Here is an 18,186-nt window from a genome sequence, read left to right as displayed (position 1 = left end):
AGAGGGGGATGCCAGTAGTTCTGACATCCCCCTCTCTATTTTTAAAACATTCCTTCTTAGAATTTTACGATCACGCGCGCTTTTTTCCTTTTGCCATTGGCTATCCAGCGCGGCCCGTTTTTAACGGCTTCTATAGCTTGGTCATTGATCTTGCTGTCGAATGAGCGGATCACCTTTATTTCACTGGGATTGCCGTTGTTTTCGACGATGATTTCGAGTTCTATTTCGAGGTTCCCGTCGTAATGATCTCCCCCGGTAGTATCAATGGCCCTGTTCAGTTTTTTGGCTACATACTCCTGGAACAATTCCCAGCCGCCTGCAGGGTAAGTGCTGTCTTTAAGCAACGCCTCTTTTTTGGCCGTGGACATTTCTTTTACAACCACTCCTGCCAAAGATTGTGAAGAAGGCTCTAATTGAATGGAGGTAATAGTGCCTGCCAGCAATTTTGCCTTTGAAGAATTAAAACCTATCGATGACAGATGCACTGTAGCGGCAGAGTCTTTCGACTGAATCCGGAAATATCCCTGCTGATCGGTTACAACGGTGGGCGCGCCATTGCCAGGTCGTACGGCTACATTGGCGAGCGGTATGCCTTGTTCGCTAACGACTTTACCCTGTAAGGTATAAGTTTGGGATATTTTGGCTAATGAAGCGTTTACCGATTTCTTGCGGGTAGTGCCATAACCGGTAACAACTACCTCATCAAGGTCATTCGATCTTGCAGCAGATTTTACGCTTAGGCCGGCAACCCTTCCTGAGAGTTCCGTTGCCAGGTTGGCGGGGGCGGGCGCTTCGGCAGGGTGGGCAATAGTATCCTGTAACCTGGAAGCTTTTAAAGGCGCTGCCGCTGCTATCACAGCATCCTCCTGGCGTATATTATGCGGTGGCAAAGCGGCAGATTCTTTGGCTTCAGGCATTACCTGAACTGCCGCCGGTTTGGAGGCGGCAACAGGCGTTTTAGCGTTGGTGCCGCTTGCAGGGGCAATGCCTGCTTCAGCGGGTTTTAGGTCGGCTTGTACGGCAGCGTCTCCGGACAGTTTTGGACCAGTTGATTTAATGCTGTCTGCAGAAATAGCCGGAGGCACTTCAACCTTTACAGGATGATCCGTTTTTGCCAAAGGTTTATCCAGGGCCCCCGTTTTTTGTGGCGATTGTACAAAATACCAGCCTAGTACACCCGTGGCGGCAAATGCCAGCACGGCTGCTGCTATTTTCATCCAGGGAGCAAAGGTGCGCCGGTTTATAGGTACCACCATAGAAGGTGCGGCAGGCTGTTGCAGCATACCGGTTATCTGTGCCAGGTGTTGCTGCGAAAGCGCCGCCTGGGTATGCCGGTATCCTTCAATGGCATCTGCCAGGAAAGGGTCCTGTAAAGCTGCTCTTTCAAGCTCATGCATTTCCGCAGCCGACATACGTCCGCTCAGGTATCTATCGATATCTGTATGGGTAAAATAATTATGGTGTTGTTGTTCAGCCATTTGATTCCATACAAATTTTCAGGTTCCTTCGTCCGTTCTGGATCAGACTGCGTACTTTATTCCAGTCGTTGCCGGTAGCCGCTGTGATTTCGTTATAGCACTTGCTTTCGAGGTAAAAAAGCCGTACTGCCTGTTGTTGGTTCGATGGTAAACGTTCCAGGCAATTCTCGAGCTTTTTAAAGTTCTGCTCGCGATCCAGCACGTTATCCAGATGCGAAAAGTCTTCCGATTGCATAAAATTAGACTCCAGCGGAACCATAATATTCGATTTCTCTTTACGCAATTGCATAAGACAATGATTCTTAGTAAGTACGTAAAGCCAGCCCTTAAAGTTATCTACTTCATGAAGCGGCAGTTTCCTCACCAGTTCCTGGTAAATATTCATGACTGCGTCTTTTGAGGCTTCGGCATCTTTGAGGTATTTCAGGCAGGTACCGTAAACCAGGTCGGTGTAGCGCAAATACAGTGTAGCCAGCACGTCCTGTTCCCCGGTATCGCGGAAGGCCGTCAAAAGCTCCTCATCACTGCGGAACGAGGCCGTTGCCATATGTCTCACTGTTGCCATGCCCCGCCAAATTAGAGAAATATCCGCTATGTACCATCTTTAGGGTAATGTTTTGTGTAATATGTTAATTCATCGCATCTGGTTATAAAACAGTGATATGGCAAAATGTTTAAGGATGATCGCAGCACATGCCTGTTCCCGGCACACCTCCTGCCTGATACACCAAAATAAAATGGTAGTAGTACCCCTGTTGCTGCTTATCTCTCTTCTACTGGTGAGCTCCCTGCGCGCGCAACAAACCACGCCGGTTAGCAGAACGCTAAACCTGCAGCTTCCCAACGGGAAACAACATTGTGTGCCATGCGTCATATTATCCGAAACAACGAAAGGAGCCTGTGTTGTCGAGGGCAGGGTAGTAAATGATCTGCAGCAGCCTGTTACAAGCGCTTCCGTGCTGGTGCAGGAATTGAGGAAAACTGCAAGAACCGATTCATTGGGCTATTTCTGTTTTCGTTCCGATATTCCAACCGATACGCTCCATATAACAGCACATGCCGGCGGTTATATCGGGCATGAAATGATATTTGTGCCAAAGCGGCAGAGAGAGATAATTGTTTACTTGCAGCGGGAACCTTTGGATCGCCTTCCCGATGTAACAGTGGGGGGCTATTATGGCGGCATTATAATCTGTAGAAGGCCCATGTTTCTTATAGAATCACCCTGTTTGGTTAACGTCAATGAACCATTGACGGGTAAACTGCCGGAAATTCATTTTACTCCCATTGTATCAGTAGATCATTCAGATCTCAGGTGTATCGTGTATTAAGGAATAGGAAGGTAGAAATTAGTAAATCCCGTTTTGTATTAATATATTCATGTTATGAAAGTATGGCCTGCAAAAGAAACCGATACCTTGTTTATCAGGGAGGGCGTTTTGAAGAATGTGAAACTGCCGGATTAAGAGAAAGGTAGCGTAATTTTATATTACGTAATATAGCAGCCACAACAATAGGCTTGCTATGAAAGCGATGCAATTGATAGGAATAAGACTGTTGAACTGGAATAAGATAAATAGAAAGGTTTTGTTATGGCTTGCGATAATTTATATGATTACATAGGCAGGTGGATGCAATATATTTGGTCTCACAGCAGTGATTCGATTGAGCTTATACACCCTGATGTTCCGCTAAATGAACTAAATGGTATCGATCTTGGCTTGTGTTTTTGCATAGGAGTAGAACAGGGATACCTGATCCTTAGAACGAAACAAGGTGTTTTCAAAATGAAACACTGCGATAAAATAGAATTGATAACACCCTCTCCCTTCTTTTGGGGCGATTGTGTTAGCGTCGTCTCAAGTCCAAAGGTCCACGGTATAATAGATCTTATACTATGGGATAGCAGTAAAAAGATGTACAAATACGCTATTCTTATCAACGATAAACCCGCATCACGTTATTATAACAGCGAAGCCCTTGTTCTTTGCGAACAATGGTAACCGGCGCTTCCATATAACCTCCGGTACCTTACCCGTTACTCCCACCGTATATTATCACGCGCGATAATGCCGTTTCTGCTGCTGGCACCAAAGAATAGGATTCTCTGAAAAAAAACTATAGGTTGTTATGTAATTTTTCAGGCACATGCATCCTATTGAAAATCCCGCATATGAAATACATAGTATCCATTCTTCTGATAGCCACGTTAATGGCTTTTGCAGGTCCAGGTGATCCTGTGGTGAAAGGTGTTATAGTAACCCCTACGGGTGTAACCATCAATCAGGTCAGCGTTCAGATAAAAGGTTCCAAACGGGTGGTAACGACAGATAATCTGGGGGCTTTTTCTATTAAGCTCAAAGCCGATACGGCCACACTGGTGTTCTCCGGCATCGGATATGAAACCCGTGAAATTTTTGTAAAGAGATCAGATGTCTTACGTGTAACGATGCAGCCGGCAGAACATAAGCTGGAGGAGGTTGTTGTAGTAGGATATGCTACTCAAAAGAAGATGAGTTATACAGGCAGCGTTGCCACTATCAGGGGCGCTGCACCAGGCGTCATGTTAAGCAAGAGTACACATCAGAATGCATATTACCAGTCAGCCGGTTTCGATACAGAATCGTATGACGCCATAGCCGAGAATAGCTATCATAAGACCACCGATAACCCGCTCTCTACTTTTTCTATCGATGTTGATGCTGCCTCCTATAGCAATATACGCCGTTATCTTTCACAGGGGATACTGCCTCCCGCCGGGTCGGTTCGGGTAGAAGAAATGATTAATTATTTTTCCTATCAATATCCGCAGCCGGAAGGTGAACATCCTTTCAGCGTAACTACTGAATTAGCGTCCTGTCCCTGGAATCCTAAACACCAGGTTGCAATGATTGGCTTGCAGGGTAAAAAAATAGCCTACGACAAACTGCCTGCAAGTAATATCGTTTTCCTGATAGATGTAAGCGGCAGTATGGAAGCTGATAACAAACTGCCATTGGTGAAATCATCGCTGCACCTGCTTACCGATCAGTTACGTCCTGAAGATAAAGTTGCTATTGTGGTGTATGCCGGCAGCGCAGGACTGGTACTGCCTGCAACAAGCGGCGCGGAAAAAATGAAAATTAAATCGGCCATCAATAATCTTTCAGCAGGCGGCTCTACCGCAGGCGGGGCAGGTATTGAACTCGCTTATAAAACCGCGCGTGAAAACTTTATGGCCCAGGGTAATAACAGGGTGATCCTTTGTACCGATGGCGATTTCAACGTAGGCGCCAGCAGCGATGCCGCTATGGTTTCCCTCATCGAAAAACAAAGGGAAAGCGGCGTCTTCCTTACCGTATTGGGATACGGCATGGGCAATTACAAAGACAGTAAAATGCAGCAGCTGGCCGATAAAGGCAATGGCAACCATGCATACATCGACGATATTACCGAAGCCAAAAAAGTATTGATCAACGAGTTTGGCGGAACCTTATTCACAATCGCCAAAGATGTAAAACTACAGGTTGAATTTAATCCCGCTAAAGTACAGGGCTACCGCCTCATAGGTTATGAGAACAGGATCCTGGCTAAAGAAGATTTCAACAACGATAAAAAAGATGCAGGTGATATGGGCAGCGGTCATTCCGTTACCGCCTTATATGAGATCATCCCTGTGGGCAGCGAAGCGCCGGAGCTGGACAGCGTCGATAAACTCCGTTATCAGAAAGTGGCTCAGAAAGCCAAAGGCCATTTCGATGGAGAGCTGCTCAATGTAAAACTAAGATACAAGCAGCCTGATGCGGCTAAAAGCCTTCTGTTTGAAAAAACATTACAAGACAAGCCTGTTGCTTTCAACAACGCTTCCGAAAACCTTCGTTTCGCCGCAGCAGTAGCCTCATTTGGAATGCAGTTGTCCGATTCAAAGTACAAAGGCAATTTCTCTTACAGCCAGATCCTGTCTGCGGCGGCAGCGGCAAAGGGTAAAGATGAAGAACATTATCGCGCCGAATTCCTGCAACTGGTAAAAGCAGCTTCCGATATCCAGGAAAAGAAGAGATCGGAAAACGTACGCGTCATCTATTAAGGATAATACACCTGCCCGGTACTTCCGGGTAAAACGACTTCTTTGGGTTACAACGGATGTGTGGGGGCACATCAAAAACAAGAGGCCGTATCGTACTTATGATACGGCCTCGTTTTTCTCGGGTACCTGATGGAGAAGGGTTTCCGTTTAAGCAATTCTCAGCGGCTATTTTTATTTATGAGCCACCCTCTTTTTGCTGGTGGCAATAAAATGAAAATAGATATGCGTTTTTGTGCGGTTTTAGCCCGCGAATGCTTATGTTTGGTAACATTAAAACCAGTTGCCATGCGTCTGCCTGTTTTTATACTTTGCGTGTTCCTGCCGCTTTTCCTGGTTCCTGCGATAGCAGTAGAAGCCAAACCAATGTTTGCTCCCAAACCCGCCGTTGTCATTCCGGGGGCCGACCAGGTGAGCCTTTACCTGCCGCTTCTAAAGGGTAAACGGGTTGGAATGGTTGTAAATCCAACATCCACTATCGGCAACAAATCGAGCGTCGACAGCCTTCATGCCCTGGGGGTAGATATCCGCGCCATTTTTGGCCCCGAACATGGCTTCAGGGGCAATGCCAGCAACGGCGCAAAAGTGAAAGACGAAACAGATCCCGCTACAGGCATCCCCGTCATTTCGCTCTACGGCAAAAAATCGAAACCGTCTGAAGAAGATATGGCTAAAATAGATATCCTGATCTACGATATCCAGGATGTAGGATGCCGCTTCTTTACCTATATCAATACGCTCCGGAATGTAATGGAAAGCTGCGCCGCCTCCGGCAAAGAACTGCTGATCCTGGACCGACCCAATCCCAACGACTTTGTAGATGGTCCCATCCTCGACATGAACCTCAAATCAGGTATAGGCCAGTTTCCCATCCCTATTACACACGGCATGACGGTAGGCGAATTTGCCGGAATGATCAACGGCGAAGGATGGATGAAAGATAAACAACAATGTAAAATAAAGGTGATCAAGGTGAAGAACTATACACATGGCATGGACTATACCTTACCTGTAAATGCATCGCCCAACCTCAATACACCTCAGTCGGTATTATTATACCCTTCCCTTTGTTTATTCGAAGGAACGATCATCAGCCAGGGCCGCGGCACTTACATGCCCTTTACCGTATTGGGAGCGCCTGCGCTAAAAGGCAAGTACAGCTTTCATTTCACTCCTAAAAGCATCCCCGGCATGTCCGAAGATCCATTGCATAAAAATGAGGACTGTTACGGCCTTGATCTGCGGAAATACAATACAGCTCCCTTACGCAAAGCCGGAAAAGTGAACATCGCCTGGATGATCGAATTATACAAGGCTTATCCCTTTAAAGAAAAATTCTTCGATGGCACCCAAAGCAAAGCTATGGGCGATATCAACAAACTTGTTGGAACCACGGCTTTCAAAGCCCAGATCATCGCCGGCAAATCGGAATCCGAGATCCGGAAAAGCTGGGAGCCCGGCCTCAGTCAATACAAACAATTACGCAAAAAATACCTGTTATATCAAGAGTAAACGGCAGGAGAGAGGCTATCCTTCCCGTTTAGCATTTTGCTAAACGGGAAGGGCAGATTTCCACATTTGCTAAAAAATAGCTACCCTTTGTCCGCTGCTGCCGTCAAAGCATCCTAAAAGCTTCTTTAAAGCTTCCTAAGAGCATCTCAAAAGCTACCGTTGAAACCCCGTTTTTTTTTAGCAAAACCTGGTCCCGGTTCAAGCCATCCTAACATAAAACGTCTATTTCCCTTTTCCCGCAGGTTCGTTTTTTCACAGCAGTCTTCCCCATCTTTGGCCTGCCTTCTGCTGTACATGCTTTTCCCGCAGGTGCGCTTTTTACAGCAATCTTCCCCGGCAATATTTTCCCGTCACTATGCTTCTATGAGCAGCCTATCCTTTATATGCCGGATGAAAATCGTTTAAGGTAGATCTCAGGTAGTCCCTGTCGAGGTGGGTGTATATTTCTGTGGTGGTAATGCTTTCATGTCCCAGCATTTCCTGTACGGCACGCAGGTCGGCGCCTCCTTCCACCAGGTGGGTGGCAAAAGAATGGCGGAAGGTGTGCGGTGAAATGTTCTTGGTGATGCCCGCTTTCTGCGCCAGGTCTTTGATGATGTAAAAGATCATGATACGGGAAAGCCCTTTGCCAAAACGATTCAGGAATAAGATATCCTCACAGCCCTTTTGCGGCTGTTGATGAATACGGATGGTTTCCCTGTAAAGTTTAATATATTTTATGGCAGAACGGCCTATCGGCACCAGCCGCTCTTTATCGCCTTTACCGGTAACCCTTATAAATTCCACGTCGAGAAAAAGCTGGCTGATCTTCAGGTTGATCACTTCACTCACCCGCAGTCCGCAGCTGTACATCGTTTCCAGGATCGCCTTATTACGGCCTCCGTCGGGTTTGCTGAGGTCGAGCTGCGCAATGATCCGTTCTATTTCCTCGAAGCTAAGCACATCGGGTAAAGCGCGTTTTAACCTGGGTGTTTCCAGTAAAGTGGTAGGGTTGGTGGTGGTGATGTTTTCCACCAGGCAATACTTGTAAAAACCGCGGATGCCCGATATGATCCGCGATTGGGAAGAAGGCGTCATTCCCAGTTCCCCCACCCATTTCACAAAATGCTGAAGGTCTTTCAGGGTAAGTTCTTCCGGTGTTTTCAGGTTGGCAGTTGCCTGGAGATAACTGGTAAGCTTATCGATATCGTGCAGGTAGGCTTCCACAGAATGATCGCTGAGCGACCGTTCCAGCTGCAAATAAGCCTTGTAGCCCTTTTTATAAGCATCCCACATAGTATAAACCCGTTGAAATATTGACCGGTATAAGTGCAAGGTAGCATCTTTTGGTTTTTAACCCTACATTTACAATCGTATAAACCGTACCATTACAGGATGATTCTGTTAAAGAACCTTCTGTTTTATCTGTAACAGTTAATGTGTTGAAACGTATGCAGCCAGTCAATCTCCGCGCTTTTAAGAAGCAAGCTAACTTGCATAAAACAACCTTCCGCCGCTTTTTGGGACGGATAGAAAGTCAGCCTCCCCGCTTCCTCGACAAGCTTGCCGAGGAGCTCGACCCGCAGGTGTGGCAGGAAGTGGATTGCCTGAGTTGCGCCAACTGTTGCAAAACCATGAGCCCTACCTTTACGCCAACCGATATCAAACGTATTGCCGATCACCTCAATACCACCCCGGAACAGTTTAAAGATAAATGGCTGGAGTTCGATAAGAAAGATGGCGACTGGATGAACAAAAAACAACCCTGCCAGTTCCTCGACCTCAAAACAAATAAATGTGATATCTACGAGGTAAGGCCGGCCGACTGCGCAGGATTCCCGCATCTCCGCAAGAAGAGAATGGCCGATTATCTTCATGTGCATAAACAAAACGTAGAATACTGCCCGGCAACTTTCCGGCTGGTAGAAAAGATGAGAGAACAGCTTTCCTTCTCCCAGGGGAAATGGACTATTACAAAGCCTTAGCAAAATAAGTCCTCCGGAAAAGACTATCGTCAGAAATAGATCGTTTAAAAAGAACACGCTTCAGAAGAATACATCTTCTATCAGATAATATTCAACGGGCTGCTGCGGGTACATACAGATAGACAATACGTCAAACTGCAGATACACCCACCGTTTCGATTGCGCCTGGTAGGCAATGGCTGCATGTTTAAGCCCATTCATTTTGTCATGGGTAATATGTTCCTCCGGTAGTCCGAAATAAGGCGTAGTACGTGTTTTAACTTCTATGATATGTAAGCGGTTTGCCCTGGAGGCAATGATATCTATCTCATTGCGTCTGTAACGCCAGTTGCGTTCTATAATGCAATATCCTCTTGCTTCAAGCCAGGCTGCGGCCAGCGTTTCGCCTCTTGCCCCGGTGTCTCTTTTGCTTCCCGTATCTCTCTTCCCGCCGCTATGTTTGTAATAATCCAAGGCAGTGTTTTTGTGAATTTACTTATTTTTATAAACATCCAACGAAGTAACATCACATGAGATATTTGTACACGGTCGTATTATTATTGGCTTGCTGTATAGCCAACTGCTATGGGCAAACCAATGCTTACAATTATAAAAGCGTAAAACAGATCCGTGTGAAGAACGGAGCGGTAGTAAGTGCGCACCCGCTGGCAAGCGCAGCAGGAGCAGAGATACTTAAGAAAGGCGGAAACGCGGTAGATGCAGCTATTGCTACACAACTGGCGCTGGCAGTAGTGTATCCCAATGCCGGCAATCTTGGTGGCGGCGGTTTTATGGTGTTACATAGCAGCAAGGGAGAACAGGTTACATACGATTACCGGGAAATGGCGCCGGGGCGTGCTTCACGGGATATGTTCATAGATACCGCGGGTAATGCCGATACAAGTTTGAGCCAGTCTGGTCATCTTGCTTCGGGGGTGCCGGGTACGGTAGCCGGACTTTTCCTGTCGCATAAAGAACATGGCCGTTTGCCTATGGCAGCATTGATAGACCCCGCTATAAAACTGGCTGAAAAGGGCTTCGTCATCACCGGTAAGGAAGCGGCAGGTTTAAATGCACTCCGCGATGACTTTCTGAAATTCAACCGTGTAAAACCTGCATTCGTAAAAGACGGCAGCTGGAAGGCCGGCGATACTCTTTTTCAGCCGCACCTGGCCCATACGCTTCAACTGATAAAGGAGAAAGGCGCCGCCGGTTTTTACGAAGGAGAAACGGCGCAGAAAATAGTGGATGAAATGCAGCATGGTAAAGGCATCATTACACTTGACGACTTGAAGCAGTATAAGGCCATAAAACGCTCACCGGTTACATTCGATTATAAAGGATATAAGATCGTAACAATGCCATTGCCCAGCAGTGGCGGCATTATGTTACAGCAAATGCTGGGAATACTGGAACGGTATCCGCTCGATAAATATGGTTTCGATTCTCCCGAAGCAATGCAGCTGATGATAGAAGTAGAGCGCCGTGTTTATGCAGACCGTGCAGCGTTTATGGGTGATCCCGGCTTTGTAAAGGTGCCGGTGACAGCGCTTACCAGCCCGGCATACCTGGCACAGCGGATGAGCGATTATAAGCCCGGCAAAGCAAGTGAAAGCAAAAACATACACCACGGCAGTCCGCAGCAGGAGCATGAAGAAACAACGCATTTGTCGGTGGTGGATAACCAAGGCAATGCAGTAGCAGTGACCACCACCTTAAACGGCTCTTATGGCAGCAGGGTAGTGGTAGGGAATGCGGGCTTTATCCTCAACAATGAAATGGACGATTTCAGCGCCAAGCCAGGAGTGCCTAATATGTACGGATTACTGGGGTCCGAAGCCAATGCCATTGCGCCGTATAAGCGTATGCTGAGCTCTATGACACCAACGATCGTACTCCATAACGGTTTGCCTTATCTTGTTGCCGGAACGCCGGGAGGTTCAACCATCATTACTTCGGTATTACAAACCCTGGTAAACGTGATCGATTTCGGTCTCAGCATACACGATGCTGTTAATCTGCCCAAGTTCCATCATCAATGGCAACCCGACCTGGTGTATGTTGAAAAAGGCTTTTCTGCAGAAACTTTGTACAAGCTCAGGGGAATGGGATATCATATCTACAACCGCAATGGCATAGGCAGAACAGAGGTTATCCGGATCAAAGACGGTATTATAGAAGCTGTAGCCGATGGCAGGGGAGAGGATAGTGCCGCCGGTTATTAAACAGGCTGTACCGGCATTTATCCGCTGAATTGGATAAACAGTAATTTTTGAAAAAAAAATACCCACGCCAGGACGCGTGGGATATTTTTAAGGAAACAAAACAGATAAAAGTTTAAAGCGTTACACCGCTTTTGAATATCGCGATCTCCCTGAAACCAGCTTTCTCGTGATTGGCTTTTTCGCCGCTGGCTACACGGATGATTTTGTCAAGTAATTCTTCAAGACCCTGGTCGAACGACTTGTCTTCAGCTAAAGGACCTGCATTGTAATCGATCCAGTGTGGTTTCTTCGCCGCCAGCTCTGAGTTGGTCGCAATTTTCAATGTAGGAATAAAGCTTCCGAACGGCGTACCACGGCCGGTAGTGAACAGTACCATATGAGCGCCTGAAGAGCCCAATGCTGTTGTAGATACCAGGTCGTTACCAGGAGCGCTTAACAGGTTCAGACCTTTTACTTTCAGTCTTTCGCCATATTTCAATACGTCAACAACAGTAGCTACGCCACCTTTCTGGGTACAACCAAGCGATTTATCTTCCAGTGTGGAAATACCGCCCGCTTTGTTACCAGGTGAAGGGTTTTCGTAAATAGGTTGTTTCAGGTCTATGAAGTATTGTTTGAAATCGTTGATCAGGTGTACTGTTTTTTCAAATACATCGTGATTCACGCAACGGTTCATCAGGATGGTTTCAGCACCGAACATTTCAGGAACTTCCGTTAATACGGTAGTGCCACCCTGGCTGATCAGGAAGTCGGAGAAATAACCTACCAGCGGGTTTGCCGTGATACCCGATAAGCCATCGGAGCCACCGCATTTCAAACCAACTTTCAGTTCCGATAAAGGAACTGCTTCGCGTTTGTCTTTGCTGGCTTCGGCATAGATCTCCTTCAGTAAGGCTACTGCATCAGAAACTTCATCCTGTACTTTCTGGGTAGAAAGAAACTTGATCCTTGACTCGTCGATAGGGCCTAAGCCTTCTTTGAACTCATCGATCTTGTTGTTTTCGCAACCCAGACCTAATACCAGTACCCCACCGGTGTTAGGGTGCAGGGCAATATCGGAAAGGATATGTCTTGTATTTTCATGGTCGTCGCCCAGCTGCGAACAGCCATAGTTGTGTTTGAACACTTCAATACCTTCAACGCCGCTGGTATCACCAACCTCAGCTTTGAATTCACGGATGATCTGTTCAGCAATACCGTTCACACAACCTACGGTAGGAACGATCCATATTTCGTTACGGATCCCTACGTCGCCATTCTTACGGCGGAAACCCTGGAAGGTAAGGTTGCGTTGCGGATGTGTAAGTTCACTGAACCTGGGCTCATAAACGTAATCAAATACATCTCCAAGTTTAGTTCTTACATTCTGCACGTGCACATGCTCTCCCGTGTGAATATCGGTGGTAGCATACCCGATAGGGTAGCCATATTTGATGATGTCTTGTCCCGATGTAATATCATTCAGGGCAATCTTGTGGCCACGCTCAACATCGTTTTGCAGGACAATCTCTTTACCGTCGACAACAACTTTGTCGCCTTTGGCAAAGCCCTTCAACGCAATGATCACGTTATCCTTGGCATTTATTTTTACGAACTCCTTCATAGCAATATAATTATCGAACGTTATACAGTTTTGATAGCCTCTTTCATACCCAGCTTCTGGATGTTCACCAGGTGAGCAGTAACAGCGTCTGTTAAACCGGCAACCGTGTTGAGGTCGAACTTCCAGTTTTTCTCATATGCCAGAACGGTAGTTACCACTGCTTTAACAGATGCATCGCTGCCATCGTATTTGCTCCATGCGTTTTGCAGCAGTTCCAGCAAATCGGCGTCGTCTTTCAGGGCAATGGCTTCACCATTTCTTTCACCTTTGTAGAAAGCGATGGTAGCAGCCAGTGAGAAGCTCAGGTGTTTGGGAACAGCGTTTTTGCGTTTCACATATTCCAGGATGGAAGGCAGTACTCTTGTTTCGAACTTAGCCCATGAGTTGAGTGAAATGCTCATGAGAAGGTGTTTGATGAAAGGATTGGAGAAACGCTCCAATACTGCTGCCGCAAAATCCTGTAATTCCTGTAAAGGCAGGTCCAGTGTAGGAATGATTTCTTCGAACAGTGCATCCTTGATGAATTTGCCTACTACGGCATCTTCCATCGATTCCCTTACCGTATCGATACCGTACAGGTAAGCAACAGGAACCAGTGCAGTGTGCACACCGTTTAAGATCCTTACTTTCCTTACCTTATAAGGAGATACGTCTTTTGTATATAAAACGTTCAGTCCAATGGAAGGGAAAGGCAATTCTTTTTCCAGTTGTTCGCCGGCTTCAATCACCCACAGGTGGAAAGGTTCGCCTTCTACTACTTGTTTGTCTTCGTAACCCAGTTCGGCAGTGATCTCTGCAATACGGTCTTTAGGATAACCGGGAACGATCCTGTCTACCAGTGTATTGTTGAAAGTACAAGCCGATTCCAGCCATGCAGTGAAACCATCTTCCAGTTTCCAGTCTGCAGCCAGTTGCAGGATGTATTTTTTCAGGTAATAAGCGTTTTTATCGATCAGCTCACAAGGAATGATGTGCATACCTTTGGAAGCGTCGCCGTTAAAGGTTTTGTAACGGTGGTACAACCATACTGTAAGTTTCGCAGGATAAGAGGAAGGAGGCGTGTCAGTAGCCTTGTCTTCTGCTTTATAAGCGATACCAGCTTCAGTAGTGTTGGAGATCACAAAACGCATTTCAGGATTCTCTGCTGTTTTCAGGTATTCGCTGAACTGCGTATAAGGGTTGATACCCCTGCTGATCACACTAATAGTCTCATGGTAGTTCTCTACCTTGCCATTTTGTAAACCACGGAGGTAAAGGGTATAAAGACAATCCTGTTCGTTCAGCATATCTACCATACCATTCTCGATGGGCTGAACTACTACGATAGAGCCTTTAAAATCAGCTTTCTTGTTTAACTCATGGAACATCCAGTCCACAAAACACCTTAAGAAATTTCCTTCGCCAAACTGCAATACTTTTTCAGGATATTGTTCGAATGCTGCAACCGTATTTTTTGACAAGCGCATAATCAAAGATTTAAGAATTTAGTGTAAAACATAGCAGCAAATTAGAATGTTCGGGGTAAAAGAATGATGACTTAACAATATTTATTAACGCCAACGATTGCGGAAAATCAAGCACTTACAGGCGTTCCCGCCAATGCAATGATCGTGGTTGGTCATTGCCCAAAAATCCATGATTTTTGTCATGAAACCGGAATTTAACCTATTTTGTCCCGGTAATCCCAGGTTGCATCCCTGCCGCTGTAAAGCCGCTCTTAAGCTGTTTCAGCGCTTTTACGGGAGGCAGCCATACGAATTTGCCCCTCTCCGCCCCGAGGATCAGGTAACTTTCTGTATCAGAAAAACTTATATCTTTCAAGGACCAAAAACAGCCTGGAAAACAATGGTACAAGACAAAATCTTTAGATTAAAAGGAAAAGTACAGCATTATGCCTGGGGCGGACATGCATTCATTCCCCAGTGGTTAGGTACACAAAGCGTTGATAACCAGCCCTGTGCTGAATATTGGATGGGAGCGCATCCCTCGGCCGCTTCGGTTCTGGAAACAAACGGCACGGAGGTTTCCCTGTTACAGCTGATACAGCAGCAACCCGAAGAAGCCATCGGCGCAGCCGTATGGAACCGTTTCGGTGAATTGCCATACCTGTTTAAGATCCTGGATGTGAAAGACATGTTGTCGATCCAGGTACATCCTTCCAAGGCCGAAGCCGAAAAAGGATACGATGCCGAAGAAGCGGCGGGCGTACCCGTCAATGCCCCCCATCGCAACTATAAAGACCGCAACCATAAGCCGGAAGTGATGATCGCGCTGAGCGAATTCTGGCTGCTGCATGGTTTCCTCCAGCCCGATCTGCTGCGTAAGGTATTACGTTCTGTTCCTGCCTTCAGCGAGCTGGCGCCGCTTTTCGATAAAGAAGGGTACAAAGGCCTTTACCAGCATGTAATGGAAATGCCCCAGGCGCAGGTAAACGCGCTGCTGACGCCCCTGGTGCTGGCAGAATGCCAGAAATATGAAGCCGGACAGCTTAACCGCAGCCAGCCCGGCTGGTGGGTGGCAAAACTCTGCGCCAACCAGAAGCTGCTGGGGAATGTAGACAGGGGTATTTTCTCCGTTTACTTTTTCAATATCGTTCAGGTGCAGCCGGGCGAAGCCGTATTCCAGGGCGCCGGCGTTCCGCACGCTTATCTGGAGGGGCAAAACGTGGAACTGATGGCCAACAGCGATAACGTACTGCGCGGCGGCCTTACCCCCAAACACGTAGACGTGCCTGAATTGCTGAAGCATACCATTTTCGAAGGCATTACCCCGGTGATCATGAAAGGAGATGCCGCTGGTAATGGTGAGCGTTTATATCCCTGCCCGGTTCCCGACTTCGGGATCAGCAAAATAGAACTGCAGCCGGGCGAAAAATGGAACCATATCACCGATTCTCTTGAAATACTGGTAGTTATGAATGGCAGCGCCACTATTACCGGTAACGGCAGTGTTACGGTGGAAAAAGGCCAGGCAGCAGCAGTGCTGGCAGGTGAACCCTATGTACTGCAGGCCGGCAGCCCGCTTTTGGTTTACAGGGCATTTGTGCCTCGTTTGGCTTAATTATCTTATTTTTGCCAACTCAATAATACCCCGGCAAGTGTTAACCCATATTTGCCGGGATTTTTTAAAAACGCTCAGGATGAAATCTACAAAATCGATTGTAATAGCTTTATGTCTGCTGATAGTGGTGGCTGCAGTTTACCGTGTGTTCCCTAACCGTCCCTGGGGCTTTACTCCCCAGTATGCGATGGCTATATTCAGCGGCGCCATTTTCATTAAGAACAAAAAATGGGCTTTTGCACTCCCTATCATCTCTATGTTCGTGGGCGACCTGTTCTATCACGGCTTATATAACCTGGGTATGACCAATACGCCTGGTTTCTATGAAGGACAATGGCAGAACTATTTATTATTTGCCCTGCTTACTTCTATGGGCTTTTTAATGAAAAAGATCAATGTGCTGAGCGTACTGCTTTCTTCTGTAGCGGCGCCTACCGTATTTTTCATCTTATCCAATTTCGTCGTATGGGCCGGATGGCAGGGCACAAGAGGGCTTAACCGCCCCAGGACATTCGAAGGTCTGATGATGGCGTATAACGATGCCATTCCTTTCACCTTCCCCGGCGGCATCTATTCAACCCTTCTGTTCTCGGCTATTTTGTTTGGGGGCTACTTTCTCATCAAAAGAGCGGCGCCCAGGAGCGAAGAAAACCTGCAGCGCCTGGCTTAATACCCGGCAGGCCTGGTTTAATACCCGGCAGGCTTGGTTTAATACCCGGCAGGTCTGGTTCAACCCTTGCCTATTGTATGGGCGCGTTGCTGGTGAATAGAGATGGATAACCCGTCAATGACTGTCTGTTTAGGAGGCTGTCATGACCGGTATATCAGGAAGATACTTTCTATCATTATTAAATTCTTTGTTCCATGAGCATCTTTTGGAGGCAAGTCGCGGAATATCTTTACCTGAGAAAAAGGGACCCTAAGGCCCCCCGTAATACCAATATGCGCCTGATGCATGGTATGAACCGCATCTCTATTATCGTTTTCCTGCTGGCAGTGCTCATTATGATAATCCGTTTCCTGATCCTTCCACTATTCCGATAATCTAAATCCTGGCGCCAGCCGTTTATGCTGGCAGCTAGTGCTATGGTCTATCGCCAATGCTCAGCCGTTATTGTATTTGCCGGCAAGCGCCTTTTCCATATTGGCAAGGGCTGGCTTTTGGGCTACCGCTGGCAATATGGTCGCCTTCTTAGCTGTTCAGAATCTCTTTTGCGGCATTGGCTGAGGCGTTACCGCCTGCAGCGAGTAATTCGTGCAGCTGGTCGTAATCCTTTTGCAGCTGTTGCTGCTTTGCCGGGTTGGTAAGCAGTTCGGTGAGTTCCGCTATCATATTTTGGGTAGTAAGATCCTGTTGGATCAGTTCTTTCACCACCAGTTTATCCATGATCAGGTTTACCAGCGAAATATATTTCACCCTGATAAGGCGTTTGGCTATCTGGTAGCTGATATTGCTGCCTTTGTAACAAACCACTTCGGGGACTTTAAACAGCGCTGTTTCCAGTGTGGCGGTGCCGCTGGTTACCAGTGCCGCTTTTGATTTGCGTAACAGGGCATAGGTTTCATTTCTTACCGAGGAAACATTGGTATAAGGAGATAACAGGCTTTCATAAAAAGCATCTTCCTGCCCGGGCGCTTTGGCTACTACAAACTGGTAACCGGGAAATGCCTTGCTTACTTCCAGCATCAGCGGCAGTTTTTTCAGGATCTCCTGTTTGCGGCTGCCGGGTAATAAGGCAATCACCGGGCGGTTCGATGGTAACTGTACCGATAAAGGCGCATTGGCCGGAACCGCATCTATCACCCTTACCAGGGGGTGACCTACATATTCAACTTCCCAGTTCCATTTGTTTTTGAAATAGTCTTTCTCGAAAGGCAGGATCACCATCATTTTATCGATGTGCTGCCTCATTTTTTTCACCCTGTTCTCTTTCCAGGCCCATACCTGCGGAGAGATATAGTAGATGACCTTCATGCCCTGCTGTTTAGCCCATTCGGCAATACGGAGGTTGAAGCCGGGGTAATCGATGAGTATAAGCGCATCGGGCCGGAAGGCAGCGATATCTTTTTTGCAAAACGAGAGGTTACGTAAGATAGTAGGCAAATTGGCTATCACTTCCACGAAACCCATAAAAGCCAGGTCGCGGTAATGTTTTACGATGTCAACGCCGGCTTCCTGCATAAGATCGCCTCCCCACCCGCGTAATTGTATACCGGGATCCAGCTGCTTCAATTCTTTTACCAGGTTGCTGCCGTGTAAATCACCGCTGGCCTCTCCTGCTATAATGTAATACTTCACGTT

16 protein-coding genes are annotated in these 18,186 nt (G+C 46.9%); 9 read left to right on the top strand and 7 right to left on the bottom strand.

Annotation, left to right across the window (positions count from 1 at the left end; genetic code table 11):
* Window positions 1-56: 56 nt before the first annotated feature.
* Window positions 57-1,478 (bottom strand): carboxypeptidase-like regulatory domain-containing protein, encoded by a 1,422-nt coding sequence (locus ESB13_RS10835; protein WP_129002996.1) that lies wholly within the window; start codon window positions 1,476-1,478, stop codon window positions 57-59.
* The gene (locus ESB13_RS10830; protein WP_129002995.1) at window positions 1,471-2,043 is read right to left on the bottom strand and encodes an RNA polymerase sigma factor; all 573 of its coding nucleotides are present in this window, start codon (window positions 2,041-2,043) and stop codon (window positions 1,471-1,473) included. Before ESB13_RS10830 ends, ESB13_RS10835 begins: the two co-directional genes overlap by 8 nt.
* Before the next feature lie 97 nt (window positions 2,044-2,140).
* Here ESB13_RS10830 and ESB13_RS10825 point away from each other — a divergent pair, with 97 nt between their 5' ends.
* From ESB13_RS10825 to ESB13_RS10810, 4 genes are all read left to right on the top strand, one after another.
* Complete coding sequence (locus ESB13_RS10825; RefSeq protein ID WP_129002994.1) at window positions 2,141-2,809, top strand: carboxypeptidase-like regulatory domain-containing protein; 669 nt, start codon at window positions 2,141-2,143, stop codon at window positions 2,807-2,809.
* 261 nt (window positions 2,810-3,070) lie between these two features.
* Window positions 3,071-3,481 carry a hypothetical protein gene (locus ESB13_RS10820; RefSeq protein WP_129002993.1) on the top strand — a complete coding sequence of 137 codons (411 nt, stop codon included), beginning with the start codon at window positions 3,071-3,073 and terminating at the stop codon, window positions 3,479-3,481.
* 170 nt (window positions 3,482-3,651) lie between these two features.
* The gene (locus ESB13_RS10815; protein ID WP_181955291.1) at window positions 3,652-5,544 is read left to right on the top strand and encodes a vWA domain-containing protein; all 1,893 of its coding nucleotides are present in this window, start codon (window positions 3,652-3,654) and stop codon (window positions 5,542-5,544) included.
* A 285-nt stretch (window positions 5,545-5,829) separates the two neighbouring features.
* Window positions 5,830-7,053 carry an exo-beta-N-acetylmuramidase NamZ family protein gene (locus ESB13_RS10810; RefSeq protein WP_129002991.1) on the top strand — a complete coding sequence of 408 codons (1,224 nt, stop codon included), beginning with the start codon at window positions 5,830-5,832 and terminating at the stop codon, window positions 7,051-7,053.
* Window positions 7,054-7,425: 372 nt separating this feature from the next.
* Here ESB13_RS10810 and xerD read toward each other — a convergent pair whose 3' ends face one another.
* Window positions 7,426-8,328, bottom strand: coding sequence for a site-specific tyrosine recombinase XerD (gene xerD / locus ESB13_RS10805; protein ID WP_129002990.1), 903 nt, complete (start codon window positions 8,326-8,328; stop codon window positions 7,426-7,428).
* A gap of 155 nt (window positions 8,329-8,483) precedes the next feature.
* Between xerD and ESB13_RS10800 the strand changes: the two genes are divergently transcribed.
* Window positions 8,484-9,017 (top strand): YkgJ family cysteine cluster protein, encoded by a 534-nt coding sequence (locus ESB13_RS10800; RefSeq protein WP_129002989.1) that lies wholly within the window; start codon window positions 8,484-8,486, stop codon window positions 9,015-9,017.
* A gap of 60 nt (window positions 9,018-9,077) precedes the next feature.
* Here the strand turns inward: ESB13_RS10800 and ESB13_RS10795 are convergent, their stop codons facing one another.
* Window positions 9,078-9,470 (bottom strand): YraN family protein, encoded by a 393-nt coding sequence (locus ESB13_RS10795; protein ID WP_129002988.1) that lies wholly within the window; start codon window positions 9,468-9,470, stop codon window positions 9,078-9,080.
* 56 nt (window positions 9,471-9,526) lie between these two features.
* On the opposite strand from ESB13_RS10795, the gene ggt reads away from it, so the two are divergent.
* A complete protein-coding gene (ggt, locus tag ESB13_RS10790) occupies window positions 9,527-11,221 on the top strand; it encodes a gamma-glutamyltransferase (protein ID WP_129002987.1) in 1,695 nt (564 codons plus the stop codon).
* A gap of 112 nt (window positions 11,222-11,333) precedes the next feature.
* On the opposite strand, the gene ESB13_RS10785 is transcribed toward ggt, so the two are convergent.
* A complete protein-coding gene (locus tag ESB13_RS10785; protein ID WP_129002986.1) occupies window positions 11,334-12,824 on the bottom strand; it encodes a UxaA family hydrolase in 1,491 nt (496 codons plus the stop codon).
* Between the two features lie 20 nt (window positions 12,825-12,844).
* Complete coding sequence (locus ESB13_RS10780) at window positions 12,845-14,290, bottom strand: tagaturonate reductase (protein WP_129002985.1); 1,446 nt, start codon at window positions 14,288-14,290, stop codon at window positions 12,845-12,847.
* Between the two features lie 379 nt (window positions 14,291-14,669).
* On the opposite strand from ESB13_RS10780, the gene manA reads away from it, so the two are divergent.
* From manA to ESB13_RS24240, 3 genes are all read left to right on the top strand, one after another.
* Window positions 14,670-15,884, top strand: coding sequence for a mannose-6-phosphate isomerase, class I (manA, locus tag ESB13_RS10775; RefSeq protein ID WP_129002984.1), 1,215 nt, complete (start codon window positions 14,670-14,672; stop codon window positions 15,882-15,884).
* A gap of 79 nt (window positions 15,885-15,963) precedes the next feature.
* Window positions 15,964-16,554, top strand: a complete 591-nt coding sequence (locus ESB13_RS10770; protein ID WP_129002983.1) for a DUF6580 family putative transport protein — start codon at window positions 15,964-15,966, stop codon at window positions 16,552-16,554.
* A gap of 194 nt (window positions 16,555-16,748) precedes the next feature.
* Window positions 16,749-16,928 carry a DUF6728 family protein gene (locus ESB13_RS24240; protein ID WP_129002982.1) on the top strand — a complete coding sequence of 60 codons (180 nt, stop codon included), beginning with the start codon at window positions 16,749-16,751 and terminating at the stop codon, window positions 16,926-16,928.
* 148 nt (window positions 16,929-17,076) lie between these two features.
* Here the strand turns inward: ESB13_RS24240 and lpxB are convergent, their stop codons facing one another.
* Complete coding sequence (gene lpxB, locus ESB13_RS10760) at window positions 17,077-18,183, bottom strand: lipid-A-disaccharide synthase (protein WP_129002981.1); 1,107 nt, start codon at window positions 18,181-18,183, stop codon at window positions 17,077-17,079.
* Window positions 18,184-18,186 lie beyond the last annotated feature (3 nt).

Origin of the sequence: Filimonas effusa (assembly GCF_004118675.1) — a bacterium.
GTDB lineage: Bacteria > Bacteroidota > Bacteroidia > Chitinophagales > Chitinophagaceae > Filimonas > Filimonas effusa.
The sequence above is the reverse complement of the archived record's forward strand: the minus strand, read 5'-3'. Positions and strand labels throughout refer to the sequence as shown.

Excerpts from the sequence above, each read along its gene's own strand:
- ESB13_RS10835 (WP_129002996.1), bottom strand. The coding sequence starts at position 1,478 with ATGGCTGAACAACAACACCATAATTATTTTACCCATACAGATATCGAT.
- ESB13_RS10830 (WP_129002995.1), bottom strand. The coding sequence starts at position 2,043 with ATGGCAACAGTGAGACATATGGCAACGGCCTCGTTCCGCAGTGATGAG.
- ESB13_RS10825 (WP_129002994.1), top strand. The coding sequence starts at position 2,141 with ATGGCAAAATGTTTAAGGATGATCGCAGCACATGCCTGTTCCCGGCAC.
- ESB13_RS10820 (WP_129002993.1), top strand. The coding sequence starts at position 3,071 with ATGGCTTGCGATAATTTATATGATTACATAGGCAGGTGGATGCAATAT.
- ESB13_RS10815 (WP_181955291.1), top strand. The coding sequence starts at position 3,652 with ATGAAATACATAGTATCCATTCTTCTGATAGCCACGTTAATGGCTTTT.
- ESB13_RS10810 (WP_129002991.1), top strand. The coding sequence starts at position 5,830 with ATGCGTCTGCCTGTTTTTATACTTTGCGTGTTCCTGCCGCTTTTCCTG.
- xerD (WP_129002990.1), bottom strand. The coding sequence starts at position 8,328 with ATGTGGGATGCTTATAAAAAGGGCTACAAGGCTTATTTGCAGCTGGAA.
- ESB13_RS10800 (WP_129002989.1), top strand. The coding sequence starts at position 8,484 with ATGCAGCCAGTCAATCTCCGCGCTTTTAAGAAGCAAGCTAACTTGCAT.
- ggt (WP_129002987.1), top strand. The coding sequence starts at position 9,527 with ATGAGATATTTGTACACGGTCGTATTATTATTGGCTTGCTGTATAGCC.
- ESB13_RS10785 (WP_129002986.1), bottom strand. The coding sequence starts at position 12,824 with ATGAAGGAGTTCGTAAAAATAAATGCCAAGGATAACGTGATCATTGCG.
- ESB13_RS10780 (WP_129002985.1), bottom strand. The coding sequence starts at position 14,290 with ATGCGCTTGTCAAAAAATACGGTTGCAGCATTCGAACAATATCCTGAA.
- manA (WP_129002984.1), top strand. The coding sequence starts at position 14,670 with ATGGTACAAGACAAAATCTTTAGATTAAAAGGAAAAGTACAGCATTAT.
- ESB13_RS10770 (WP_129002983.1), top strand. The coding sequence starts at position 15,964 with ATGAAATCTACAAAATCGATTGTAATAGCTTTATGTCTGCTGATAGTG.
- ESB13_RS24240 (WP_129002982.1), top strand. The coding sequence starts at position 16,749 with ATGAGCATCTTTTGGAGGCAAGTCGCGGAATATCTTTACCTGAGAAAA.